Source organism: Bacillus sp. FSL K6-3176, assembly GCF_038003325.1.
Classification (GTDB): Bacteria; Bacillota; Bacilli; order Bacillales; family Bacillaceae; genus Bacillus; species Bacillus altitudinis.
Map to the genome: position 1 here is coordinate 2,304,173 of NZ_JBBOOX010000001.1, position 25,709 is coordinate 2,329,881.

The following is a 25,709-nucleotide window of genomic DNA, read 5'->3' on the forward strand; positions in this document are numbered from 1 at the left end:
ACTCTCCCCCTTTTTTTATTTTATCATAATAAAGAAAGCGCTTTGGCTTATCAAAAATTTTTCCGATTACAAGTCATAATAGAACTCACTAGAACCACCCTTCCTAGCTTTCTCACTCTTTTTGTTCTATCAACTCAGGGACAAACATACACTGAAGTAAACTCTTAAAAGCGGTGAGTAAAATGCGGCGAATTATTTTTTTACTAGTCAGTTTGTTTGTCCTCTTTATTATCTTTTTTGATTTAAAAAATGGAACGATCCCCGTTCAGGAAGGCCCTGCTGTTCCCGCCAGCGCCTTTCAAACAGCTGAAAAACAGGCATATAAAACTGTCACTGTTAAACAAGGACAAACCGTCGTCTCTATCGTACATACAAGTAAGCCATTAGATGAAGTGATCGAAGACTTTGAAGCACTGAATCAAGGCGTCAAAGCGAACGAAATTCGGGCAGGCAGCACATACAAGTTTCCGGTCTATAAGAGATAAAACGTTAATTCCTTGTCATTCATACGAAGAGACTGTTACAATATGAGATGTAAAACACGTCGTACACTGCAAACGAATTGCATGTACACTAAGGAGCGATTGACAAGTGAGTGAAGTCACACATCGTACAAAAACGCGTCCCGTCAAAGTGGGACCTTTAACTATAGGTGGAAACAATGAAGTCGTCATTCAAAGTATGGCGACAACCAAAACACATGATGTCGAAGCGACAGTAGCTGAAATTAAACGTTTAGAAGAAGCTGGCTGTCAAATCGTGCGTGTCGCATGCCCAGATGAGCGTGCAGCAAATGCGATTGCGGACATTAAAAAACAAATCAACATTCCCCTTGTTGTCGACATTCATTTTGACTACAAGCTTGCACTGAAAGCGATTGAAGCAGGTGCAGACAAAATTCGTATCAACCCAGGAAACATCGGAAGACGAGAAAAAGTCGAAGCTGTTGTGAAAGCGGCAAAAGAAAAAGGCATTCCAATTCGTATTGGGGTAAACGCCGGTTCACTCGAGAAAAAGATTCTTGATAAATACGGCTATCCAACAGCAGATGGTATGGTTGAAAGTGCACTGCATCACATTAAAATTTTAGAAGACCTAGACTTTCATGACATCATTGTCAGTATGAAAGCATCTGACGTAAACCTTGCGATTGAGGCATACGAAAAAGCAGCAAAAGCCTTTGATTATCCTCTTCATCTTGGGATTACAGAATCAGGTACGTTATTTGCAGGTACGGTCAAAAGTGCTGCTGGTCTTGGCGCAATCTTGAATATGGGGATTGGTAACACACTCCGTATTTCATTAAGTGCTGACCCGGTCGAAGAGGTCAAAGTGGCACGTGAATTATTAAAATCATTTGGCCTTGCATCAAATGCAGCCACACTCATCTCTTGTCCAACTTGTGGACGAATTGAAATTGACCTCATTAGCATTGCAAATGAAGTCGAAGAATATATTTCTAAAATTAAAGCACCAATTAAAGTAGCTGTTCTCGGATGTGCTGTAAACGGTCCGGGTGAAGCGCGTGAAGCTGATATCGGCATCGCTGGTGCTAGAGGTGAAGGCCTCTTATTCCGCAAAGGTGAAATTGTTCGGAAAGTACCAGAAGAAACAATGGTCGAAGAACTGAAAAAAGAAATCGATAAAATCGCTGAAGAACATTATGCGAAAATGGAAGCTGAAAAAGCAAAACAAGCGAACGCATAACAAAGAACGCCTGACATCACTGTCAGGCGTTTTTCTGTTCCTGTCCTGTTAAAAGAACGGAGTGATAAAGATGCCGAGGATGACGGAAACGATTCCGATCCCGATTGACCATGCGCCAAGCGCATGTGCTCCTTTTCTTCTTGCAATATAACCAACGACGATTGCCGCTACGCCTAATAGCACCGGCAAGACAAATAGTGAGATAATCGCGATCGCGAGTGCTGTATAGCCTATCCCCTTACTGCCTGAATCGTCACCTACATGGTCACGTTCTCTTCTGTCTTCACGATCTCTTGATGCTTGATATGGCTCTGCAATTTCAGCAGCTGTTTCCTCTAAATAGCCATCATCATTACTAAAGTGTGTGTCGATTTCACGATCATTTCTTCTGAAATCTTCGTCTCTTTCCATGATCAATTCCCCCTTTTGGTTAATAGAAAGGAGCTTTTTTAGTATGAGCAAAAATGTCTGTTTCATGTTTGCTAAAACTTGCTGGAATTGTGAATTGATTATGTTACACTTTAAGAGGATAAATATGAGGAGTGTGGGCATGTTACGTTTAGGAATTGATATCGATGGCACAGTCACGGCGCAGGACACCTTTGTCCCCTACTTAAATGAGTCGTTTCAATGTGACATCACACTAGATGATATGACGGAATATGATTTGACGAAGCTTTTAAAGATTTCAAATGAAGAATTTTGGGGCTGGATGAATGAGTATGAGCCTCTTATTTATAAACAGGCAAAGCCTGCCGAGGGTGCAAAAGAAATCCTCAATCAAATGAAACATCATCATCAATTGATTTATATCACAGCCAGAAGGCAGCATCACTCAGACATCACCTACAAATGGTTTGAGGAGAATCATGTCCATTATGACGATATCGAGCTTGTTGGCGGACATCATAAGGTGGAAGCTGTTCAAAAACATAAGATCGATGTGTTTTTTGAAGATCACCATGGCAATGCCACAATGATTGCAAAAGAAGCTGACATTCCAGTGATTCTGTTTAACTCACCGTATAATCAAATGCCAATTGATGAACGGATCATTCGCGTGAATAACTGGCAAGAAGCATCCCAATGGATCAAACAGTATGAAAAGCGTCTGCAAACTGCTTACTAAAACAGATCAAAAGCCGATACGTTTTTAATGTATCGGCTTCAGATTGTTGACAAAGGGCTAAAATGAACTTTATTTTAGCCCTTTGTCTTCGTTTCAGCGTGATAGAAAACCTTTGCAGCCCTAGGAAGGACGAGTACTGGAGCGGAGCGAATTTGACATTCGTGAGCACCGGAACGCAGGACTGACAAAGAATGCGAGGGTTTGTCTACACGCTGAAGCCGATACGTTTAATGTATCGGCTTTTTGATTGTACGATGATGTCCTTCTTTTATTAAAAAATGATAAAGTGCACCCATCATACCTGCCTGATTGAAGTAATAGCACGTTTCCAGTGTCACCTGTATGTTTTTCCATGCATGCAAAGTATGTAAATGTTTCTCAATGTTTGGAATCAAATCGGGCCTTGCACTCACGCCCCCGCCAATGAGGATTTTCTCTGGATTGAGAACAGTTGACACATTGTAAATGCCAATTGCGATTCGTTTGTACCACTGATCGATCATCTTCTCAATGGCCGGATCATGCTTGGCTTTTTCAAAGATCTCTTGACCGTCGATTTGCTGACTTTGTGGAATTCCCTGCTGCTTTTTGTAGCTTCGTATCAATCCAGCTGTCGAAGCACTGCTGTTGAGTGTCGTAAACTGACCGCTTTCTGTTTCTGTCAGCATCATGCCAAATTCACCGCCGCGAAAAGAGGCACCGCGCACAAGCTCTCCGCCAGCAAAAATACCGCCGCCGACACCAGTCCCAAGCGTCATACATATAAAGCTGTCACACTCTTTCGCATGACCACTAAATTTTTCAGCCAGAGCTGCACAGTTCGCATCATTTTCTACTTCTACACGAAGTGATGTTTTTTCTTCCAAAAGCGTTTTGACATTTTGGCCATTTAAAGCAATAATCGCTCCTGCAAATTCCGTATAACCCGTTTGACTGTCAACAAACCCCGGAAGACTCATCGCAATCCCTTTGATATCCCAAGTCCTTTGATACTCTTTCACCACGTTCTCCATGTCCTCTAAAAACGGCTCAAGCTGCCGGCAGTTTGTTTCGTAGTCGCCGCTCGTGATCAGCTCACCATGTCGATCCATGACCCCATGCTTTGTTTTTGTCCCGCCTACATCGAATACGATATAATACGCCACTTTTGACCCCACCCCCTATTTCTAAAGACTCAAATCTGCTTCTATAGATGATCTGTTGTTCTCATTTTAATGAAACAGCTATCCTTTGTAAAACGTTTTCAACATGACAAAACAAAAAGCCAGCCCATCGGCTGGCTTCTTTCATGAATGAACTTCCTTCGGTTCGCAAGAAGGACACGTTCCGTAAATTTCAAATTTATGTCCGCTAATGTGATAATCCTCTAGATCAGCATCAAGCTTGTCCATAGGGCAAGCGTCGATTTCCTTTGTTTTACCGCATGTCAAACAAATAAAGTGGTGATGATGATGGGAAAACGAACATTTAAAACGGAACAGTTTCTCCCCTGATAATTCCGTTGTCTCTAATATCCCAAGATCTTCATATAAAGACAGGTTTCGATAAATCGTATCAAAACTAAGCCCTGGGTAATCTTCACTTAAAGCTGTTAATACATTTTTAGCGGTCAAGTATTTATCAGAATCAGAAAACAATTGAAGCATATCTTCACGTTTGCTTGTATATTTATAGCCTTTTTCCTTTAATAAATCAAGCGCTTCTTGTACGTTCATGATGATTCCCCCTTCTGAATTTCCCAATACTAATACACCCGATTAAAATCAAAATAGACAGCATCACAATGGTTCCACCCGGCGCTAAATCAAGATAATAACTTAAAATCAAGCCGACCATGACAGACAATTCCCCAAATAAGATGGAAAGGAAAATCGCCTGTTTAAACCCTTTGGCAATCCGAATACTTGCCGCAACTGGCAGTGTCATGAGTGCGGACACTAGGAGTGTACCAACAATACGCATCGATGCTGCGATGACAAGTGCAACAACTAAAATAAAAATAAAATGAATCCACTTAGCTGAAATACCAGAAGCCTTCGCATGTTCTTCATCAAAAGAAAGCAAAAACAATTCTTTATACAAGAGCACAACCACTAATACAACGACAAGTGAGATCCCAACAATGATCCAAAGATCGAGCCTTGAAACCGCACTGACACTTCCGAACAAATAGCTGAACAAATCTGTATTAAAACCATTTGCAAGTGAAATGAAAATAACAGAGATCCCAATACCACCTGATAAAATAATGGGAATCGCCAGCTCCTGATAATGTTTATACACAGAGCGCAGACGTTCAATAAACAACGAGCCAGCCACAGAAAAAGCCATTCCTAAGTAAAGCGGGCTAACCCCTGTCAAAAGTCCAAATTTTTTATCAAGGAATAAACTTGCCGCTATCCCAGCAAGTGACACGTGACTAAGCGCATCTGCGATGAGAGAGAGCCTTCTCACGACAATAAATACACCAAGTAAGGGCGCAATAAAGCCGATCAGCATCCCTGCGATAAACGCATTTTGTAAAAATTCATAATGAAAAAATGGAAATAGCATTATTCATGTCCCCCATGATGGTGATGATCGTGATGAATCACTTGAATGTCATGCCCGTAAAACTGAGAAAGCGCCTGATCATCCATCGAATCAAACGTTTCCGCATCTCCATGAAAATGAAGTGTCTGATTTAAACAAGCCACATGCGTGACTTTGTCAGAAACGGTTCCTACGTCATGTGTAACGAGAATTAAAGACATTCCTTTTTCTTTGTTCAATGTTTCTAGCAGCTGATAAAAGCCTTCTACTGTTCTTTGGTCTACACCCACAGTCGGCTCATCTAAAATAAGCAGCTTCGGCTGACTGACGAGTGCACGGGCAATAAATGTACGCTGCTGCTGACCGCCTGAAAGCTCACCAATGTTTTGGTGTTTTAAGTCTTGTATGCCAACTGAGCGTATGGCCTCATCTACTTGAAGCTTATCTTGCTTACTCATGCGTTTGAATAAACCAATCTTCGCCGTTAAACCACTTGCCACGACCTCGTATACAGAAGCAGGAAACCCTGTATTAAAGCTATTCGCCTTTTGAGAAACAAATCCAATTTGATCCCAGTCTTTAAATTTTTGAGCAGGTGTGCCAAACAGCTTCAATTCTCCCTGCTGGGGTTTAATCAAGCCAAGCAGGCATTTTAATAAGGTTGTTTTACCAGATCCATTCGGTCCAACAAGTGCTAGAAAGTTTCCTTCCTCTACCGTTAAATGAATGTGATCGATGACATTTCGCTGTCCATATGAATACGAAATGTCCTTCATTTCAATAATTGGCTTTGCCATAAATCTTTCCACCTTTAATCCAATATAAAAAGAATGATTACGATTTATACAACAAAAAGAAAATGGCTTTTGCCATTTTCTTTGTCCATACATACATTTCATTATATAAAAGAAAGATAAAAAAGTAAAATAAAAGCTAATGAATGGCTGTTTTGAATTTACCGCCTTTTGTTTCATGCGTATCCATAATCGTAATAAAGGCTTGACCATCAATTTCAAACACAATAGATTTCAGCTTCGTAATTTCAAGTCTTGTCACGACGGCGTAAATGACATCTTTTTCTTCATCGGTATAACCGCCTTTTCCTCTAAGCTTGGTCGTTCCCCTGCCGAGACGATGAAGAATCGCATCTGAAATTTCATCATAATAATCCGAAACGATAATGACAGCTTTTGTTTCATCTAGTCCTTGAATGACAGCATCAATTGTTTTCATTGCCAAATAATATGTCATGACAGAATACATAGCTTGCTCCGGTCCGAAGACAAAGCCCGCCCAAATAAAAATGAACACATTGACGATCATGACAAACTCACCGACGGAGAAAGGAATTTTTTTCGTCAGAAGAATTCCTAAGATTTCCGTTCCGTCCATTGAGCCTCCATTCCGTATCACAAGCCCAACGCCAAACCCGAGTAACAGCCCCCCAAATACAGTAGCTAAAATCGGCTGCGTCGTAAATGCCTCTACATGATGAAGTGAAGATTCAATCACGGCCAAGCTGACAATCCCAATCACAGTGGAAACCAAAAAGGTTTTCCCAATATGTTTGTATCCTGATATCATAAATGGAATATTTAAAATGACAACAATCGTCGCGAAATTAATGAATGGGTTATCCGTAAAAAGATAATCCAAAATAAGCGAAATACCGATGATGCCTCCATCAATAATATTGTTTGGCACTAAAAATAATTCAATGCTGACTGCTGCACATGCAGCTCCTACTAGAATCAGAAAAATTCTCAAAATAAAATGAGGCACTGATTCCTTTTTATGCTGTTTACTATTTGCCATACGTTCTCCCTTCTACACATGTTTAGTTTTCAATGAACATTTTATTCACTTTACTATTTTATCATTTCACAGAGTAAAATAAAATTTTTTGCACATTTTCCGTTTTCGCCCATACATTGATACAGAGGGGAGGAATGGAATTGATTTTAATTCAAAAAATTGTGTTACAGCGTCTGAATCAGATCACAGCAAATGATTTGTTAAGGTATGCGAAACAGTATGGGGTCAGCTTAACATCCAATCAGGCTGCTGAGGTCGCCAAACTCATGAATGGGAAAAACGTCAATATTTTTAATGATGCAGAGCGCAACCGGCTGCTTAAGCAAGTGGAAGCGATTACGTCTAAACAGACAGCACAGACCGTCAATGATCTGTTTAATCAATTCACAAATTAGGCAAAAAAGGGCCGCATTTAGCGGCACCTCATCACATTGCATGCACTTTTTATTGACCCGTAATCTTATCTAGTAAACCTTCATCAAATTGCTTTTCTTTCAGCATCGCAATTTCGAATTTGTAAGGTGGTTTCTTGTTCTTTTTATCTTCACCTACATAAGGCGTTTCTAGAATCTTCGGCACATCTTGAAGCTGTGGATGATGAACGATATAGCTCAGGGCATCAAAACCAATTTCTCCAAAACCGATATTTTCATGTCGGTCTTTTCTTGCGCCTTGTACATTTTTACTATCATTAATATGAAGAACTTTGATTCGGTCGATCCCGACAATTCGATCAAATTCTTCTAATACTCCATCAAAATCACTCACAATGGGATAACCTGCATCGTGCGTGTGACACGTATCAAAGCAAACAGAAAGTGCTTCGTTATGTGTCACACCGTCAATAATTTGGGCAAGCTCTTCAAAGCTTCTTCCGCACTCTGATCCTTTTCCCGCCATTGTTTCCAGCGCAATTTGAACCTCCTGCCCCTTCACAATGACTTCATTGAGACCTTCAATGATTTTTTGAATTCCAGCATCTGCACCTGCTCCGACATGCGCACCTGGATGAAGAACAATTTGTCTTGCACCTAGCGCTTCTGTACGCTCTATCTCAGAGCGAAGGAAGTCCACTCCAAGCTCAAATGTCGCTGGATTCACTGTGTTCCCAATATTGATAATATACGGTGCATGAACGACGATATCTGTCATACCATGCTCTTTCATATGCGCTTGTCCAGCTTCAATATTGAGATCTTCAATTTTTTTACGGCGCGTATTTTGCGGTGCACCTGTATAAATCATAAAAGTATTTGAACCATAAGAGGCAGCTTCCTCACTCGCTGCAAGAAGCATATGTTTTCCGCTCATGGATACATGTGATCCAATCTTCAACAATGTGTCCCCCTACTTTCCGTTACGCTTTGACTTTCTACGTTCTTGTCTTTTGATCTTATCCATCTCACGTGTCATTTTCTTTTTATATCCAGGTTTGACGGCTTTCGGTTTTCTGACAAGGCGTTTTGCTTTTTCTTCAATTTCATTTGGTGCTTTTTTACGTCTTTGACGCTTCAAACGATCATCTGCATCTCGCCATTCGCCATGAACAATTGTTTTGTTTTCAAACACAACACCCATTTTTTCAATTTGAACGAGTGCATCCTCATCAGCGAGATCATAAATGGTCATTGCAATGCCAGATGAACCAGCGCGAGCCGTTCTTCCCACACGGTGAACATAAAAATCAAGATCGGATGGGAGCTCATAGTTAATCACGTGGCTGACGCCCTTAATATCAATCCCGCGGGCAGCAAGATCAGATGCCACAATATATGTGAACTCCAAATCTTCAATTTGTTTCATCACTTTTTTACGTTCACGAGGCGTTAAACCGCCATGAAGCACCCCAATTTTCATTCCTTTTTCCTGTAGGAATGAGGCAATTTCATCAACAGTTGATTTTGTATTGGCAAAGATGATTCCTAAATAAGGCTGTACATTCGTCACCATTTCATGAAGTAATTTTAATTTATCACGTTGTTTAGATGGAACTAAAATATGCTGAATGTTTTCAGCCGTAATGCGTTTCGGTTCAACATGTGCATATTTCGGATTATCCATATATTTTTTGAGGAAAGGTTTTAATTTTTCTGGAATAGTTGCTGAGAACACGAGCATTTGCAACTGTTCTGGCATTTGTGAACCAATACGATCCACATCTTCTAAAAAGCCCATATCTAGCATAAGGTCAGCTTCATCAATGACAAGAGATGTTGCTTTGTACACATTCAGCGCTTGCTCATGAATAAGATCAGCAATACGTCCAGGAGTGCCGACCACTAAGTGCGGCTGATTCTTTAGCTTTTGAATGGATTTCTGCTTGTCCGTTCCGCCAATGTAAAGCTTTGCCTTGATTTCTTCTTCTGGAGTCGTATTTTTTAAGATCGTTTGTGCTTCTTTAAAAATTTGATTAGCTAATTCTCGTGTTGGTGCAGTAATGACCACTTGTACTTGCTCTTTGCTTGGATCAATTGAATGAATAAGCGGCAATAAATACGCATGGGTTTTCCCTGTCCCTGTTTGAGACTGTCCAATCACGCTTTCACCTTTTAAAACAGCAGGGATAATTCTTTTTTGAATATCAGTCGGCTCATAAAAGCCCAGTTCATGAATAGCATCTATAATAAAAGACTTTAATTCATATGTCGTAAATTTCGTTTCTTTCATGTTTTCACTCCTTAAGGCAATGCCTTTTTGCTCATCTCCTCATTATAGCTGATTTTCAGCAAAAAAACCATGTCCGCTTTTCTCACAGGAAACCAAATGATACTTCCCTGCATAACCTATGAAGAGAAAGAGAATGCAGTAAGGGAGGTACAAGTATGTTAGGGCAAAGGCCTATGGGCGATTTTCAGCCGCATCGTCCCTCACGCCGGCACCTTGGAAATGGCGGTCAGCCCGGGATTTTTCAACGGAGACAGCAGGCTCCGATCGAACAGCCTTTTCAAGGGCAAGGCAACCAATTTCAACAAATGATGCCTCGCGGCGGTCTACGCGGGATGGGTGGCATTCCTGGAGGCGAAAGCCGAGCACTAGGCGGCGGCGCCGGAATTAAGGGCATGCTGGCAAAATTTCTTCCTGGAGCTGGAGGTGGTGCGGGATTACAAGGAATCCAGAGCTTCGCAAACCCTGCGAACCTTTCAAGCATGTTAGGAAATGTTCAAAAAGTACTCGGAATGGCGCAGCAATTCACGCCTATGATTCAGCAATATGGTCCTTTAGTCAGAAATTTGCCTGCCATGATTAAACTCTATAGCCAGCTTGGCAGTGCGGATGATGATGAAACAAATACGAATGATGCAGACGAAGAACCAAAAGAAATCACTGCAGAAACAGACGTTCCGCACGAACCGGTTGATGATGAAATAGAAGAAGGAAAAGAAGAAGAACCAGAGGACATCCTTGTCAAAAAAGGGACTGTACACACATCAACTGCTCCTGAAGTAAAACCGAAAAAAAGATCGGGCAGTTCCATTCCGAAACTATATGTCTAGTGACCTTTTAAAGGCGAAGTGTTTCCCATGTATAACAATCTTTGATATATGCGCTTACTTTGGCTATAATGAAGGAAGAGAATGATCAAAAGCCGTTTTTCACGGCTTTTTATATTGTTCTTCTCTAGCAGCACTTCCCTACAGGAGGACGAATAAATGAATGTAATTAAAATTTCGCCGCGTGGCTATTGCTATGGCGTTGTAGATGCAATGGTCATTGCTAAAAATGCCGCACTTGATAAAAACTTGCCACGCCCAATTTATATATTAGGTATGATTGTGCACAACAAACATGTCACAGATGCCTTCGAAGAAGATGGAATTTACACACTGGACGGACCAAACCGTCTGGATATTTTAAAGCAGGTTGAAAGTGGTACAGTCATTTTCACCGCTCACGGCGTATCTCCTGAAGTCCGTCAAATTGCAGAAGAAAAAGGCCTTGTCGCCATTGATGCGACCTGTCCAGATGTCACGAAAACACATGAACTCATTTCAGAAAAAACAGCTGATGGATATGACATTATTTATATCGGGAAAAAGGGGCACCCTGAGCCAGAAGGAGCCGTCGGTGTTGCACCTGACAAAGTCCACCTTGTTGAAACAGAAGCTGATATTAAAGCGCTCGATTTAACGTCAGATAAACTGCTCATCACCAATCAGACGACAATGTCTCAGTGGGATGTTCATGATCTGATGGAGCTCATTAAAGAAAAATATCCTCACGTCGAGTACCATCAAGAAATCTGCCTTGCGACACAGGTACGTCAGGAAGCTGTGTCACAGCAAGCAGGCCAAGCCGATCTGACCATTGTGGTCGGCGATCCAAAAAGCAATAACTCAAATCGTCTGGCGCAAGTGTCAATGGAGATTGCAGGAACGCAGGCTTACCGAATTGGTGATCTCAGTGAGTTAAAGCTTGAATGGCTCCAAGGTGTAAAAACAGTTGCCGTTACTGCAGGTGCTTCCACACCAACACCTATTACAAAAGAAGTCATTCGTTTCTTAGAAAACTATGAACCTGATGATGAATCGACATGGAAAATTGAACGGACGGTTCCTCTTTCTAAGATATTACCTCGCGTGAAAACAAAGAAATAAAAAAACGTCAGAGCTGCTATGCTCTGACGTTTTTATTTACACAAATTGAAACGGATTTGTGTTTGATTCTGATACAAAGAATTGCACATCATGTTTTTTATCTGTACATAGCGATTCTAGCTTTGTCTTCACGCCCTCTTTCATGATCTTTTCTGCGTAATGACCTGGGTCCACTACATTCAGTCCGAGCATCATGGCATCGTGAGCGACATGGAAATAAAGGTCGCCAGTCACGTACACATCTGCACCCATTCTTTTCGCTTGATGGATATATTTATTTCCGTCTCCTCCAAGCACAGCTACTTTTTTCACGACCGCTTCCTGATCTCCTACAAAACGCGCTCCATTCACATCTAACTTCGTTTTCACAAATTGAGTGAAGTCTTTAAGTGTCATAGGTTCTTTTAATTCTCCAATACGGCCAAGGCCTTTTTGAATAGGAGGAAGATCTGTCGTGTGTACACTGTAAGCCACTTCTTCATAAGGGTGTGCTTTGATCATTTCACGAATCACTTGTTTTTCAATACTCGCTGGGAAAATGGTTTCAATTCGTACTTCTTTCACAAATTCCAATTTACCCGTCTCACCAATAAATGGCACAGCTTCTTCTGATGGCAGAAAACTGCCTGTCCCTTCATTTGAAAAAGCGCAATGACTGTAGTTGCCAATATGGCCAGCTCCCGCATTTCCTAAAGCCGTCCTGATGGCCTCTTCAAATTCCACTGGGACATACAAAGCTAGCTGCTTAATTGGATCTTCGTATGTTGGAACTAGCACTTTTGTTTCCCCGAGCTCTAAAGCCTCTGCAAGCAAGTCATTGACTCCTCCATCAGCCACATCCAGGTTTGTATGTGCTACATACACCGCAATATCATGTTTGATGCATTTCTCAATGATCCGTCCTGCCGGCTGATCTGTCGCCACATGTTTTAATGGACGGAAAATTGGCGGATGGTGGGCAATAATGAGATCCACCTTCCGCTCAATTGCCTCATCTACCACATTTTCTAATACATCTAAGGTGATCATGACATTGGTCACTTTTTTATTTAGCGTTCCAATCTGGAGCCCAATTTTATCACCTTCCACCGCATATGCCTTTGGTGAGAATTGCTCAAATAATTGGATGATTTCATGCCCGTTCACTGTTTTAGCCAACAGTCAAAACCTCCTTTAGCATTTTTATTTTCGCATTCAGCTCTTTCAGACGTTCTTTGTTCTCTTCCGTCGGCGCTGCTTTTTGAATCTGGCCTTCTATATGCTCCATGTGCTGAAGCTCATTCATCCATTTGCGCCGGAAGACATCATTTTGCTCTTTGGCAAGAAACGGACCAACGAGCATGCCTTTTTCAATCGACATGCCTTCATAGGCTTTATCTTTGTCGCCAGTTTCGGCAATGATGATTTCGTATATTTTGCCATCCTCTTCTAAAATCACTTCATCCATCAATTCATACCCCTCTTGATAGAGCCATAAACGAATATGGTGGGCATGAATATTAGGCTGAAGAATAAGCCTCTCCTGCCCTGTGAGCTTGTGTTTACCTTCATTTAGAATGCTTGCAATAAGTGCTCCGCCCATCCCTGCAATCGTGACAGCATTTACCTCGCCTTTTTCAATCACTTCAAGGCCATTTCCTTTTCTGACTGAAATCTGCTCATCTAATTCAAGCCTATGTACTTGCTGCTTCGCAGATTGAAGTGGTCCATCAGTAATTTCACCAGCAATGGCTTTCAATGCTTTATGATGTAATATCGCATAACATGGCAAATAGGCATGATCTGAGCCAATATCAGCAAAGACCGCCTCTTTTGGTAAAAAGTCTGCGACTCTTTTTAATCGTTTTGACAAATTCATTTCATTCATCCATATCACTACTTTTCTTTAATGTTCATACTTGTCTATCTTATATAAATTATGGACTTTTTAAAAGTCGTTTTCAAATGAAAAAAGCTCTTCTGATGAAAAAGAGCTTTTTGCGCTTTATTATTTAATTTTGGATACCCATTCTGACATTTCATCGAGCTTTTCATTCGGAATTAGCCCGCCCGGCATCCCATTTCCGCCTTCTTGAATTTTCTTCTTGATGTCTGCTACTTCAAGCTTGTCGCCAACACCTTTTAATGCAGGACCAGCGCCACCTTCGTAGTTTTCCCCATGACAGCTAATACAGTTCTGCTTATACAATTCTTCCGGCGTTGCATTTGCGGTCTCTTCTTGCTTTTGCTCTTTGCCCCCAGAGGCAATTTTGTCTTCATCTTTCAGCCCCTTCATTGATAAGAAAAAAGTGAGTCCAATACCTAAAATGGCAATCAATAAGAATGGTATAAGTGGATTCCGTTTCATTTCTTTCATCCTCCCCTTTGTGAAAAACCCCTTTGAGACTATGCAAACAATTCTAATTCTACTTTAATTTTACAAAAAGTAAACGAATTATGATACAAAACTTTGGTCAAGTTCACAGATTAGACAAAAATGATTCAAAATGAGAAAAGAAGCCTTCAGCACATTTAGATGTATTTTTTATACATCTTTTCTCTAAGAACGTTGCAAATTCATTTGTTATTCAGTAAAATATAATCAGATCAAAAAAGCGTTTTCATTTTGATGAAGAAAGAACGGATCTCTCTCAAGATCCGTCCGGTTTCTATTCTAAGAAGTCTTTTAATCGTTTACTTCTGCTTGGGTGTCTTAATTTACGAAGAGCTTTCGCTTCAATTTGGCGAATACGCTCTCTTGTTACGCCAAACACCTTTCCTACCTCTTCTAATGTGCGTGTTCTTCCGTCATCTAGTCCGAAACGCAGTCTCAGCACATTTTCTTCACGGTCCGTTAGCGTATCTAATACATCTTCAAGCTGCTCTTTTAAGAGCTCATAGGCAGCATGGTCTGATGGAGAAGTCGCCTCTTGGTCTTCGATAAAATCACCAAGATGCGAGTCATCTTCCTCACCAATAGGTGTTTCTAAAGATACTGGCTCTTGCGCAATTTTAAGAATTTCTCTTACTTTCTCTGGTGTTAAATCCATGTCTTCCGCAATTTCTTCTGGCGTTGGTTCTCTACCTAGATCTTGTAGAAGCTGTCTTTGGACACGGATTAATTTATTAATGGTTTCCACCATATGAACCGGGATCCGGATTGTTCTCGCCTGATCGGCAATCGCACGTGTGATCGCCTGTCTAATCCACCAAGTCGCATATGTTGAGAATTTGTATCCTTTGCGGTAATCAAACTTCTCAACCGCCTTCATGAGCCCCATGTTTCCTTCTTGAATCAAGTCAAGGAACAGCATACCACGACCAACATAACGTTTCGCAATGCTGACAACGAGACGAAGGTTCGCTTCCGCTAATCTTCTTTTTGATTCCTCATCGCCTTCTTCAATCTTTTGAGCATACGTAATCTCTTCTTTCGCAGATAGCAAATTGACGCGCCCGATCTCTTTTAAGTACATACGAACAGGATCATTAATTTTGACACCTGGTGGTACGCTTAAATCATTCAGGTCAAATTCTTCTTCTGCCTTAGCCAGCTGCTGAACATTTGGGTCTTCAGTCTCTTCGTTTTCACTGATGAGTTCTACACCCTGTTCGCCTAAGTATTCATAGTATTCATCCATCTGGTCTGATTCAATTTCAAAGCTAGACATACGCTCTGCAATTTCTTCGTATGTTAAAACGCCCCGTTTTTTACCCGTTTCAGTGAGCTTATCTCTCACCTGTTCAAAGGTTAATTCAGTTTCAGTTTCGTGGGCTTGTTTATCAGCCATTATGGATCCCTCCTTCCAAAGCTTGCAACGAATTCTAAAGTAACTTGCGATTTGCTTCTGCTCTGCCTTTCTCTCTCTATCAAACAGAATGAGCAAATAGGAATAAAATAAATAATGATGAAGGCAAGATGCTTGCGGTCTTATGCTCCTCCCATTAAAGGATTCATTGCCAGCCGTAAGTCTTGTCATAAATAGTAGACGTATTACTTCAGCGAACGGTTCAACTGAATAATTTCTTTTGCAAGTGTTGCCGCTTTGAAGAAATCTTTTTGCCTCTCCGCCTCTGCACGTTCTAGTTCTTTTTCCTTTATCATTGACAAATTCCGATGATTCAACACTTTTTTTACATAATCACTTAATTCAGCTTCACTTAGTTCGTCTCCAACTTGAATCATGAATATATCCGTCAGGAGCTGATTGATCACATCATCTTCTATACGGTTCATCAGATGCTGCGGGGTCGGCTCCTTGCCTTCTTCATACAATGCATAAATGTATGTTGCCAGCGCTCTGTGCGAATCTATATTAAATTCAAACCCTATCCTATCAAGCACTTTTCGGATCACGTCATCATTTTTTAACATATGTGCAAGGAGCATTCGCTCTGCGTTTTCATATGCCGGCCTTAGACGTTTTCGTCTTACCTGTGTTGACAGATGTGCACGCCGCTTTTCAAGTCCATTTTCTTCTTGTGAGCTCTTGGCCTCTTGGCGCTGCTGCTTTTCAAAAAGCTCCAATTGCTCCTTTAATGAGTCAAGTGAAATGGAGAACTCCCCAGCCAGCTGCTTCATGTAAATCTCTTGTTCCAAGGAACCGTTTAATCGGCTAATTTCTCGGAGAACCTGCTTCATGTAAGTCAGGCGGTCTCCTTCGTCAGACAAATTCTTTCCTCTTCGGAAAAAGTTCATCTTAAATGTCATTAATGTCACACTTGCATCTATGATGTCATTCCTAAATTTCTCGCCGCCATATTTACGAATGTAATCATCTGGATCAAGTCCATCTGGTATCATGGCAACGCGAACTTTACATCCTCTTTTTCCAAGCAAATCTGATGCTTTCATGGTCGCTTCATACCCGGCCGTGTCAGAGTCATAACATAAAATGATCTCTTCTACGTTCCGCCTAAGAAGCTTTACGTGCTCTTCTGTTAAAGACGTACCCATTGTTGCAACACTTTCGCCAACACCACTTGTGACAGCCGAGATGACGTCAGCAAATCCTTCGAAAAGGACTGCACGTTCGCGTTTTCTAATATGCATACGCGCGTCATGAAAGTGATAAAGCAGCTTACTTTTATGAAAAAGTGGCGTTTCAGGACTATTCATATACTTTGGCTGCTGATCACCAAGTGATCTTCCAGAAAAAGCGACAACCGTCCCGTGATGATCATGAATTGGAAACATGACACGATCTCTAAAGCGGTCAAAAAAACCTGTGCCGTTTTCTCGTTGAATCAAAAGACCAGCCTTCTCCATCATCGCAGGATCAAACCCTCGTTTTTCTAAAAACTTGGTCACGAAATCCCACGAGTCGAGAGCATACCCGATCTCAAACTTGGCAATTGTTTCATCCGTAAAGCCCCTGGACCTTAAATAATCGAGTGCGTTTTGACCTTCCTTTGTATTTACCAGCAAATGGTGGTAAAATTTCTTAAGAAGTTCATGCGCCTCAATCATTTTATGATCTGCTGTATCCTCTTGCTGTGAGGAACTGATCTGCGCATTCGCTACATGATCCGGCAAATCAATATGGTACTTATCAGCAACATGTGAAACGGCTTCAATAAATGAGTAGCCTTCCATTTGTCTGAGGAACGAAAATACATTACCTCCTGCACCACAGCCAAAACAATGGAAGATTTGCTTATCTGCTGAAACAGAGAATGAAGGAGTATTTTCACCATGGAATGGACAAAGACCGAAGTAATTCCGACCTTGTTTTCTAAGCTGTACGTATTCTCCAATCACTTCGACAATGTCTGCGTTTTTTTGGATTTGCTCCAAAAGTTCATCTGGTATACGTTTGCTCATCCTAATAACACTCCGTCGTACATTATTCGCCTTTTAATTCAAAAATCCTTCATGATTCGACAGGATTTTTTGTAGTTGGGCAATAAATCGCTTTTTATCCTCTTCTAAAAGCTTTTTGGGACCTTTTCCGTATACACCTTTTCTTCGCTGTTTACTGGAAACATGCCTGCGTTCCAAATCAAAATCAATTGTTTCGTTTGTGTACATTCGTCCTCTTTCAGACAGAACAATGACTTGTCTTGGAAGCAGTAAGGAGGCCAGACCAATATCCTGGGTGACAACAATATCGTGCTTGACAGCTAAGTTCGCAATGACTAAATCTGCTGCTTCCTTATGTGTATCAACAAACCGCCAATCTTCAAGTGGTGATCGTTTGGTTTGAAAATGCTCATATGAAGCAATGAAAGTCACAGGTACTTGAAATTGAGATGCGACAGAAAGGATTTCGTCTTTTACAGGACAAGCATCTGCATCGACATAAATCGTCCTTTCTTTTTTACGTTCATTCAGGTGACTAATTCTCCATCCCTCCACCTTATTCCTGCTTTAGAGAAGCAAAAAGACCATACTTTTCCCCCATAAAGCAATCAACAGTAAAACTCATTTTGTCGAAAAGTTATGTTCAGAATCACTTGACTTCTGCCAATATTAGTTTATTCGTTCTTGACTTAACTTAAACCTAAAATCAATCATTTTATCACAATTTTTTATTATAATACAAATGCAGCAAATATGCTATTGTTTTTGTTTACCCGTTTCCCACCATAGGAAAAACCCAGGAGGAGCATCCTGAGTTTATTCGGAACCTCTTTTGGTCAGCATTTGATGAATGACATTTGCTGTCTCCTCAACTGCTTTATTCGATACATCAACAACTTGACAGTTAATTCGGTCAACCACTTTTTCAAAATATTCTAGTTCCTCTTTAATCCGCTCGATATTCGCATAAATGGCACGGTCATTTAAACCGAGTGATTTTAAACGTTCTTTACGGATATGATTTAGTTTGTCTGGACTAATTTTCAGGCCGATGCATTTTTTTGGATCAACTGAGAATAACTCCTCCGGCGGATCAACTTCAGGAACAATCGGAACGTTTGCTACCTTCAAGCGTTTATGTGCTAAGTACTGAGAAAGTGGTGTCTTAGACGTACGCGATACACCAATCAGCACAATATCAGCCTTTAGAATACCTCTTGGGTCCCGGCCATCATCATATTTCACAGCGAACTCAATGGCTTCTACCTTTTTAAAATAGTCCTCATCTAATTGACGTACACGACCTGGCTCATGTTTCGCTTCATTTCCATATGCCGTCTCCATTTTATCAATAAGTGGACCGATAATGTCATAGTACACGACGCCATTGGCTTCTGCTTCTTCTATTAAGAATTGGCGCATTTCTGGCACAACAAGAGTAAAGCAGACGATCCCATTATCTGCTTTCGCCAGTGAAATGACTTCTTTAATCGTACCAACATCCTCTACATATGGGATTCTTCTAATATTTGAATGGTCGGATGAGCCGCCATCAAATTGGCTAAGTGCCGCTTTGACCACGAGCTCTGCCGTTTCTCCTACTGAATCTGATACAACAAAAATTACGCGATTACTCATAACATCCCCTCGCAGTCTTCTGTAATTAGATAATTTCGTTCTCTGATAAGCTAACAAGTATTTTCGTCATGTTTGTTTTCGTAATTCTGCCGACCACTTCAAAGCCTTTATCCGTATCTTTTATAACAGGAAGTGCATCTATTTGCTTTTCAATCAAGTGCTTGGCCACATCCATAATAAAATCTTCTTTGCGGCAAACGGTAATGTTCGGCATTCTTGTCATAATAATATGGACAGGTATAGATGGAAGCTCTTGTTTCCCAATACTTGCTCGAAGGAGGTCTTTTCTTGATAACACGCCTGTTAAAATAGAGTGATCGTCCACAACGAATAATGTGCCCACATCCTCTAAAAACATCGTACAAATCGCATCATAAACCGAAACATTCTCGTGTATCACGACCGGAATGGACTGAAAATCTTTCACTTGAAGTTTTTTCAGCTTATCTGCCAGAAGCTGCGTGCCTGTTTTGCCTGTGAAAAAGTAGCCGACCCTTGGTCTTGCTTCTAAAAAGCCAGACATCGTTAAAATGGCTAAATCCGGTCTGAGGGTAGCCCTTGTTAAGTTCAGCCGATCGGCGATATGCTCTCCAGTGATCGGACCATTCTCTTTGACAATCTGTAAAATCTGCTCTTGCCGTTTATTTAACTCGATTGTACTCACCACCTTTAAATAGAGAGAGCGAATCCTTACTTTATGTATATCAATTTCATAACTCATCATATTATAGCGCATCTTCGTCCGAATGAAACAAAAATCCACTCAAAAACCGTGAATTAAATGAGTAAAAAACGATTGCCCTTCGAAAAAGGCAACCGTTCTTAGGTATTTATTTTACAATTAAATTGTTCATATTCGCAAATGATTGAATGACTTTTGCAAGTTTGACCATTTGTGCCAAACGATTTTGTTTCAGTTTTTCATCATCGGCATGAACCATTGTATGGTCGAAATAATGAACAATTGGTGCCTTTAACGTATCTAACGCTTCAAGTGCTGAATGGTACTGTCCACTTGCCATATGCTCGTTGACGGCTTTTTCCGCTTGCTGATACGCTTCAAATAGCTTTTGTTCGTGTTCATTTTCAAACAGTTCAGGCTGAATCTGTGCGTCTTCCCCTTTTTTACTGATTGAAATGACGCGGCCTAGTGCCTCAGCCGTTTCTTTGAAACTCTCCTGTTTCACGCTCTCTTCAAGAACAGCCGCTTTTTTCACAACCGCATATGGTTCAATATTTTCAACATCAAGGACTGCTTCCACCACGTCATGACGGATATGTTCTGCTTGGAGAACATATTTCAAACGGTGTGTTAAAAATTCAATGAGAGCCGCTTCATGTTTTGCATCTACTTGAGCTAGTGCTAAAAGCTCTTTAAATGAAAGATTCCATTGGCGGTCTAGCAGGATTTGAACGATACCGCTCGCTTGTCTTCTTAATCCATAAGGATCTTGAGAGCCCGTTGGAATGACATCAATTGAGAAGAATGAACAAATAGAATCTAACTTATCCGCCACTGCAACAATCGCCCCAATAAGTGTTGACGGCGCATCGTCACCGGCAAAACGCGGCATATAGTGCTCGTTGATACTCTTTGCCACTTCTTCATGCTCGCCAAGTGCTCTAGCATATTTTTCACCCATGATTCCTTGCAGTTCTGGGAATTCATAGACCATCTGAGTCACAAGGTCAAATTTAGAAATACTGGCTGCTCTTGCAGCGCGTTTAGACGTTTCTTCATCTGCACCCACATGACTAGCAAGGCGGACGGCAATGTCTGTTACTCTTTTCAGCTTGTCGCCAATCGTGCCAAGTTTCTCATGGAATACGACTTTATCAAGCTTTTGAATGTTGTCTTCAATGACGAGTTTTTCGTCTTCTTTATAGAAAAATGCCGCATCTGATAAACGTGCGCGAAGGACCTTTTCGTTCCCTCTTGCCACATTTTCAAGTGCCTCACTGTTTCCATTTCTGACCGTAATAAAGTGCGGCAGTAATTCCCCTTGTTCATTTTTCACAGGGAAATAACGCTGATGCTCTTTCATTGTCGTGACAAGCACTTCTTCCGGCAGCGCAAGAAATTCTTCTTCAAAAGAACCAAATAGAACGGTTGGATATTCAACGAGATCGTTCACTTCTTCTAGAAGCTCAGGATCAACTGGAATGACCCAGCCTTTTTCGGAAGAAAGCGCATGTAATTGCTCAGTAATTAATTGTTTTCTTTTATCTGAATCTACAATGACAAATTGATCTCTTAATGTTTGCTCATAAGAAGCTGGTGTGTCAATGCTGGCTGTCGTCCCTAGGAAACGATGTCCTCTAGTCTCCCGTCCGCTTTTCACTCCTGCAATTTCGACAGGAATGATCTCTTGACCAAATAAACAAACAATCCATTTAATTGGACGGATATAGCGTAAATCCTCGCTTCCCCATCTCATGTTCTTTGGAAAACTCAATGAAGCGGCAATGTCCCCCAATGCTGGAAGAAGGTCTTTGACTTGTTTACCTTCTTGAAACTTTTGGACATGGACATAATCCACACCTTTGATGTCTTTGAAATACAGATCATCAGTTGAAGCGCCTTGTCCGCGGGCAAAACCTTCGGCAGCTTTTGTCCAATTGCCTTCAGCATCTTGAGCAATCTTTTTAGCTGGTCCTTTTGCTTCTTCTTTGATGTCCTCTTGTTTTTCTGCAACACCTTTGACGAGTACAGCTAGACGTCTTGGTGAATTAAATAAAGCAACGTCTTCGAATGAAATATTTTGCGCTACGAACCAAGCTTTTACTTTGTCACCTAGCTGCTTTGTGCTTTCTGGCATGAAACGAGCCGGCATCTCTTCTAAGCCGATTTCAAGTAATACATCTTGTTTATTCATGAGAAGCCGCCTCCTCTTTTAGCATAGGGAATCCTAGTTTTTCTCGTTCTTCGTAATATGTTTTGGCTACTTTTCTCGCTAACTGACGTACTCTTCCGATATAGCCTGTTCGCTCAGTCACAGAAATCGCGCCTTTGGCATCAAGCAAGTTAAATGTGTGAGAACATTTGAGTACATAATCATATGCCGGGTGAACAAGCCCTTTGTCCATTTGACTATGTGCTTCTTTTTCATACGTTGTAAATAAATCGAACAGCATATCCGTATTAGATGTTTCAAACGTATACACAGAATGCTCGTATTCAGCCATTAAGAATAAATCTCTTACAGTAAAGCCATCTGTCCATTCAAGGTCAAATACATTTTCTTTGTCCTGGATGTAAGAAGCAAGACGCTCAATTCCGTATGTGATTTCAACAGAAACTGGCTTACATTCTAAACCGCCGACTTGCTGGAAATACGTAAATTGCGTAATTTCCATTCCATCAAGCCAAACTTCCCAGCCAAGTCCTGCGCAGCCAAGAGATGGGTTTTCCCAGTTGTCTTCAACAAAACGAATATCATGTTTCAGCGGGTCAATGCCAAGCGCCTTCAATGATTCTAGATACAGTTCTTGAATATTGTCAGGTGATGGCTTAATGATCACTTGAAATTGATGATGTTGATACAATCTGTTTGGGTTTTCTCCATATCTGCCGTCAGCCGGGCGTCTTGAAGGTTCTACATAAGCTACCTTCCATGGCTCTGGCCCAATGCTTCTGAGGAACGTGTATGGACTCATCGTTCCAGCACCTTTTTCTGTGTCATATGCCTGCATTAATACGCAGCCTTCATTTGACCAATGCTTTTGCAGTGTCAAAATCATGTCTTGAATATTCAATGATCGCACCTCCATCTTTTTTACACCATCCGCTATGTATGGCGGTGGGGCCTAGAACCTTTTTGCAAAACACAAAAACTCCCGTCTCTATGCTCACAAGGTTCCTTGCAAACATAGGGACGAGAGTTTTTCCCGCGGTTCCACCCTATTTGCTGGTGTCGTAGCACCCAGCCGCTTTGTTTTACGTTGCTCAAGAATGCCTTTCGTTACGTGTCCATCCTTAGCTCACACCGTCCTAAGGTCGCTTTTATGGCTGATACGTAAGTACTTCTTTCTGTCAATGCAACATATTTGATCTTAGATGATCTTACAAAAAGTCACGAGAGATGTCAACTTTTGTTTTCACCGTCCATTAGCTTTTTCATGGATTCCATTTGATTCATGAATTTTTTTGATTTTAAATAAAGACCTGAATACTCTTCATAATAATGATCGAGCACTTGACGAATTTCTTGTTTCGTTTGTGGTTTCACGTCAACCTGACCAAGCCTTGATAAATCAAAATAATGAAACAAACGGAGCAGTCTTGCTGCTGCTGGGGATAAGGGCAGTTTATATGGATCTTTAGAAAAGCATTGCCTACAGATGAATCCGTTATCTCTAATTGAGAAATGGAACTGCCCTTCTTTTTGACCGCAGTGTACACATTGGTCCAGTTCAGGCTTCAACCCCATCACTGACAGCATTTTAACCTCTACGATAAATAAAATAATATCAGCATCTGTGCCTTCATTGAGATGGCGTAAAGATTGAAGAAGAAGTTCAAACAAGTAAGGGTTTGGCTTCTTTTCTTCTGTTCCTTTATCAAGTAATTCAGTCATATATGCGGCATATGCGGTCAGAAATAAATCTTCCCGAATGGTTCGCATGCTTTCCATCATTTCACCTTGCTGGAGCGTTCCAAGTCCTGTTGATGATTGGATCAGGAAGGTTCCGTATAAAAACGGCTGGCTTATGGCTGACAGGCGGCTGTTCGATTTCTTAGCGCCTCTTGCCATCACACCAATTTTCCCATGTTCTCTAGTGAGCAGCGTGACAATTTTGTTTGTTTCGCCATAATCTGTTGTTCTAAGGACGATTCCTTCACTTTTAATGAGCATTTGTCTACACTCCGAGCATTGGAGGGGGTCAAGAATTATAAGATTGGAAAATCAAGTCGTGCTATTTCTTCTTCAAGTACATCGGGTCTTTCCAGGTTCTCCTTTTCTAACTCTTTGAAAAGCAGATACGTGTCAACGCTTCCTGTTTGTGAAAATACGTTCCATGTAAAATTCAACATAAAAACCCCACCTTTCTTTATTAGAAGCAGCAACGCTACATCCAACATATTAATTTTATCTTGACCAGGCTACCTCCATTTCATGATAAACAATTTTTACTAATCGAACCGCACCATTGTCAGATCTACTAACAACTGTATCGGTTTTTAATATTCGTCTTCTCTAAATCCGAAATCACGAAGATGTGTGGATTTATTACGCCAGTCCTTCTGCACTTTTACCCAAAGCTCTAAATACACCTTTGAGCCTAAAAGTGCTTCAATGTCTCTGCGCGCTTTTTGTCCCACTTCTTTTAATAAGCTGCCGCGCTTACCAATCACAATCCCTTTTTGTGAATCACGTTCTACGACGATGGTCGCTGCAACATGAATCTTGCCGTTTTCATCTGGCTTGATCGATTCAATCGCAACCGCAATACTGTGAGGGATCTCTTCTCTCGTTAAATGCAGCACTTTTTCACGAATTAATTCAGAAATAATAAATCGCTCTGGGTGATCTGTTACTTGATCTGCCGGATAAAATTGAGGGCCTTCTGGAAGATAACCTTCAATTTGCTGAAGAAGCGTATCAATGTTGTTGCCTTCAAGTGCTGAAATTGGCACAATTTCCTTAAATGGGTAACGTGTACGGTATTCATCAATTAAAAGGAACAGTTCATCCGGATGAATTTGGTCAATTTTATTGACGACAAGGAACACCGGTGTCGATGTTTGCTTTAGTCGTTCAATGATGAATTCATCACCTTTTCCATAGCCTTCCTGTGCGTTGATCATAAACAAGATCAGGTCGACTTCCTTGAGTGTATTTTGAGCCACCCTCATCATAAAATCGCCAAGTTTGTGCTTCGGTTTATGAATTCCTGGTGTATCGATAAAAATCGTTTGTGACGTGTTCGTTGTCAGAACACCTTGCACTTTGTTTCGAGTCGTTTGAGGCTTATCACTCATAATCGCAATCTTTTGTCCAATTACACGATTAAGAAAGGTCGATTTCCCTACATTTGGTCTTCCAATAATTGATACAAATCCTGATTTGAAGCTTTCGTTAGTCATTTAAATCCTCCGGTGAAAATGCGCCTGGCAATAGTTCGTTTACTGTCGTTTCGTATATATGACCTTTTAAGTTCGTTAGAATCACTGGCATATCAGGTGCACATAGCTCTGAAATGACCTGTCTGCATGCGCCGCATGGTGAAACAGGCCGATCTGTATCAGCCACTACTGCAAGCATTTGAAAAGATGTGATGCCCTCTGAGTACGCTTTAAAAAGTGCTGTTCTTTCCGCACAATTACACATACCATATGCTGCATTTTCAATATTGCAGCCGCCATACACTTTTCCGTCATGCGATAATAATGCTGCACCGACTTTGAATTTAGAATAGGGTACATATGCAAAATCTCTTGCTTTGACTGCTTCTGAAATCAACTCTTGTTTGTTCATTCTAGTTCCCACTTTCAGAAGAAATGGTACCA

Annotated in this window: 28 protein-coding genes; 6 read left to right on the plus strand and 22 right to left on the minus strand. The window is 41.0% G+C overall.

Annotation, left to right across the window (positions count from 1 at the left end):
* Positions 1–182 precede the first annotated feature (182 nt).
* Positions 183–485 carry a hypothetical protein gene (locus tag MHB38_RS11970; RefSeq protein WP_007501268.1) on the plus strand — a complete coding sequence of 101 codons (303 nt, stop codon included), beginning with the start codon at positions 183–185 and terminating at the stop codon, positions 483–485.
* A 106-nt stretch (positions 486–591) separates the two neighbouring features.
* Positions 592–1,707, plus strand: coding sequence for a flavodoxin-dependent (E)-4-hydroxy-3-methylbut-2-enyl-diphosphate synthase (ispG, locus tag MHB38_RS11975; RefSeq protein WP_008342357.1), 1,116 nt, complete (start codon positions 592–594; stop codon positions 1,705–1,707).
* Between the two features lie 48 nt (positions 1,708–1,755).
* On the opposite strand, the gene MHB38_RS11980 is transcribed toward ispG, so the two are convergent.
* Positions 1,756–2,118 (minus strand): DUF308 domain-containing protein, encoded by a 363-nt coding sequence (locus MHB38_RS11980; RefSeq protein WP_008342359.1) that lies wholly within the window; start codon positions 2,116–2,118, stop codon positions 1,756–1,758.
* Positions 2,119–2,257: 139 nt separating this feature from the next.
* Here MHB38_RS11980 and MHB38_RS11985 point away from each other — a divergent pair, with 139 nt between their 5' ends.
* The gene (locus tag MHB38_RS11985) at positions 2,258–2,836 is read left to right on the plus strand and encodes a 5' nucleotidase, NT5C type (protein ID WP_008342361.1); all 579 of its coding nucleotides are present in this window, start codon (positions 2,258–2,260) and stop codon (positions 2,834–2,836) included.
* Positions 2,837–3,063: 227 nt separating this feature from the next.
* On the opposite strand, the gene MHB38_RS11990 is transcribed toward MHB38_RS11985, so the two are convergent.
* The 5 genes from MHB38_RS11990 to MHB38_RS12010 all read right to left on the minus strand — a co-directional run bounded on the left by MHB38_RS11990 (position 3,064) and on the right by MHB38_RS12010 (position 7,183).
* Positions 3,064–3,981, minus strand: coding sequence for an ROK family protein (locus MHB38_RS11990; RefSeq protein ID WP_202734341.1), 918 nt, complete (start codon positions 3,979–3,981; stop codon positions 3,064–3,066).
* Between the two features lie 141 nt (positions 3,982–4,122).
* Positions 4,123–4,551 (minus strand): Fur family transcriptional regulator, encoded by a 429-nt coding sequence (locus MHB38_RS11995; RefSeq protein ID WP_003217433.1) that lies wholly within the window; start codon positions 4,549–4,551, stop codon positions 4,123–4,125.
* The gene (locus MHB38_RS12000; RefSeq protein WP_007501274.1) at positions 4,529–5,389 is read right to left on the minus strand and encodes a metal ABC transporter permease; all 861 of its coding nucleotides are present in this window, start codon (positions 5,387–5,389) and stop codon (positions 4,529–4,531) included. The genes MHB38_RS11995 and MHB38_RS12000 overlap by 23 nt, the downstream gene beginning before the upstream one ends.
* Positions 5,389–6,165, minus strand: coding sequence for a metal ABC transporter ATP-binding protein (locus MHB38_RS12005; RefSeq protein ID WP_008342368.1), 777 nt, complete (start codon positions 6,163–6,165; stop codon positions 5,389–5,391). Before MHB38_RS12005 ends, MHB38_RS12000 begins: the two co-directional genes overlap by 1 nt.
* 136 nt (positions 6,166–6,301) lie before the next feature.
* A complete protein-coding gene (locus tag MHB38_RS12010) occupies positions 6,302–7,183 on the minus strand; it encodes a YitT family protein (protein ID WP_017367617.1) in 882 nt (293 codons plus the stop codon).
* A 140-nt stretch (positions 7,184–7,323) separates the two neighbouring features.
* Between MHB38_RS12010 and MHB38_RS12015 the strand changes: the two genes are divergently transcribed.
* A complete protein-coding gene (locus tag MHB38_RS12015) occupies positions 7,324–7,578 on the plus strand; it encodes a DUF2624 domain-containing protein (RefSeq protein WP_008342377.1) in 255 nt (84 codons plus the stop codon).
* 49 nt (positions 7,579–7,627) lie between these two features.
* Here the strand turns inward: MHB38_RS12015 and MHB38_RS12020 are convergent, their stop codons facing one another.
* Both MHB38_RS12020 and MHB38_RS12025 read right to left on the minus strand, forming a co-directional pair.
* Entirely contained in the window at positions 7,628–8,521 is an 894-nt protein-coding gene (locus MHB38_RS12020; protein WP_017358005.1) for a deoxyribonuclease IV, read from the minus strand.
* Positions 8,522–8,530: 9 nt separating this feature from the next.
* A complete protein-coding gene (locus MHB38_RS12025; RefSeq protein ID WP_007501280.1) occupies positions 8,531–9,850 on the minus strand; it encodes a DEAD/DEAH box helicase in 1,320 nt (439 codons plus the stop codon).
* Between the two features lie 155 nt (positions 9,851–10,005).
* Between MHB38_RS12025 and vrrA the strand changes: the two genes are divergently transcribed.
* Positions 10,006–10,677 carry a VrrA/YqfQ family protein gene (vrrA, locus tag MHB38_RS12030; protein ID WP_341003494.1) on the plus strand — a complete coding sequence of 224 codons (672 nt, stop codon included), beginning with the start codon at positions 10,006–10,008 and terminating at the stop codon, positions 10,675–10,677.
* A 156-nt stretch (positions 10,678–10,833) separates the two neighbouring features.
* Complete coding sequence (locus MHB38_RS12035; RefSeq protein WP_007501283.1) at positions 10,834–11,778, plus strand: 4-hydroxy-3-methylbut-2-enyl diphosphate reductase; 945 nt, start codon at positions 10,834–10,836, stop codon at positions 11,776–11,778.
* A 36-nt stretch (positions 11,779–11,814) separates the two neighbouring features.
* Here MHB38_RS12035 and MHB38_RS12040 read toward each other — a convergent pair whose 3' ends face one another.
* From MHB38_RS12040 to MHB38_RS12105, 14 genes are all read right to left on the minus strand, one after another.
* Positions 11,815–12,936 (minus strand): Nif3-like dinuclear metal center hexameric protein, encoded by a 1,122-nt coding sequence (locus tag MHB38_RS12040; protein WP_171465585.1) that lies wholly within the window; start codon positions 12,934–12,936, stop codon positions 11,815–11,817.
* Positions 12,929–13,645: a tRNA (adenine(22)-N(1))-methyltransferase gene (locus MHB38_RS12045; RefSeq protein ID WP_017367620.1), complete on the minus strand. Its 717-nt coding sequence runs from the start codon at positions 13,643–13,645 to the stop codon at positions 12,929–12,931. The genes MHB38_RS12040 and MHB38_RS12045 overlap by 8 nt, the downstream gene beginning before the upstream one ends.
* Before the next feature lie 120 nt (positions 13,646–13,765).
* Positions 13,766–14,125, minus strand: a complete 360-nt coding sequence (gene cccA / locus MHB38_RS12050; RefSeq protein WP_008342390.1) for a cytochrome c550 — start codon at positions 14,123–14,125, stop codon at positions 13,766–13,768.
* A gap of 301 nt (positions 14,126–14,426) precedes the next feature.
* Positions 14,427–15,548, minus strand: coding sequence for an RNA polymerase sigma factor RpoD (gene rpoD, locus MHB38_RS12055; RefSeq protein ID WP_008342392.1), 1,122 nt, complete (start codon positions 15,546–15,548; stop codon positions 14,427–14,429).
* Between the two features lie 203 nt (positions 15,549–15,751).
* Positions 15,752–17,581 carry a DNA primase gene (dnaG, locus tag MHB38_RS12060; protein ID WP_008342393.1) on the minus strand — a complete coding sequence of 610 codons (1,830 nt, stop codon included), beginning with the start codon at positions 17,579–17,581 and terminating at the stop codon, positions 15,752–15,754.
* Between the two features lie 33 nt (positions 17,582–17,614).
* Positions 17,615–18,115, minus strand: a complete 501-nt coding sequence (locus tag MHB38_RS12065) for a YaiI/YqxD family protein (RefSeq protein WP_008342395.1) — start codon at positions 18,113–18,115, stop codon at positions 17,615–17,617.
* A 261-nt stretch (positions 18,116–18,376) separates the two neighbouring features.
* Complete coding sequence (locus MHB38_RS12070) at positions 18,377–19,198, minus strand: pyruvate, water dikinase regulatory protein (protein WP_008342399.1); 822 nt, start codon at positions 19,196–19,198, stop codon at positions 18,377–18,379.
* A gap of 25 nt (positions 19,199–19,223) precedes the next feature.
* The gene (locus tag MHB38_RS12075; RefSeq protein WP_024423017.1) at positions 19,224–19,862 is read right to left on the minus strand and encodes a helix-turn-helix transcriptional regulator; all 639 of its coding nucleotides are present in this window, start codon (positions 19,860–19,862) and stop codon (positions 19,224–19,226) included.
* Between the two features lie 166 nt (positions 19,863–20,028).
* The gene (glyS, locus tag MHB38_RS12080; protein WP_099496613.1) at positions 20,029–22,074 is read right to left on the minus strand and encodes a glycine--tRNA ligase subunit beta; all 2,046 of its coding nucleotides are present in this window, start codon (positions 22,072–22,074) and stop codon (positions 20,029–20,031) included.
* Positions 22,067–22,954 (minus strand): glycine--tRNA ligase subunit alpha, encoded by an 888-nt coding sequence (gene glyQ, locus MHB38_RS12085; protein WP_003217487.1) that lies wholly within the window; start codon positions 22,952–22,954, stop codon positions 22,067–22,069. The genes glyS and glyQ overlap by 8 nt, the downstream gene beginning before the upstream one ends.
* A gap of 329 nt (positions 22,955–23,283) precedes the next feature.
* Positions 23,284–24,054: a DNA repair protein RecO gene (recO, locus tag MHB38_RS12090; protein WP_007501304.1), complete on the minus strand. Its 771-nt coding sequence runs from the start codon at positions 24,052–24,054 to the stop codon at positions 23,284–23,286.
* A 35-nt stretch (positions 24,055–24,089) separates the two neighbouring features.
* Positions 24,090–24,233, minus strand: coding sequence for a YqzL family protein (locus MHB38_RS12095; protein WP_008342408.1), 144 nt, complete (start codon positions 24,231–24,233; stop codon positions 24,090–24,092).
* A 147-nt stretch (positions 24,234–24,380) separates the two neighbouring features.
* The gene (era, locus tag MHB38_RS12100) at positions 24,381–25,286 is read right to left on the minus strand and encodes a GTPase Era (RefSeq protein ID WP_007501305.1); all 906 of its coding nucleotides are present in this window, start codon (positions 25,284–25,286) and stop codon (positions 24,381–24,383) included.
* The gene (locus tag MHB38_RS12105; protein ID WP_008342410.1) at positions 25,279–25,677 is read right to left on the minus strand and encodes a cytidine deaminase; all 399 of its coding nucleotides are present in this window, start codon (positions 25,675–25,677) and stop codon (positions 25,279–25,281) included. The genes era and MHB38_RS12105 overlap by 8 nt, the downstream gene beginning before the upstream one ends.
* Positions 25,678–25,709 lie beyond the last annotated feature (32 nt).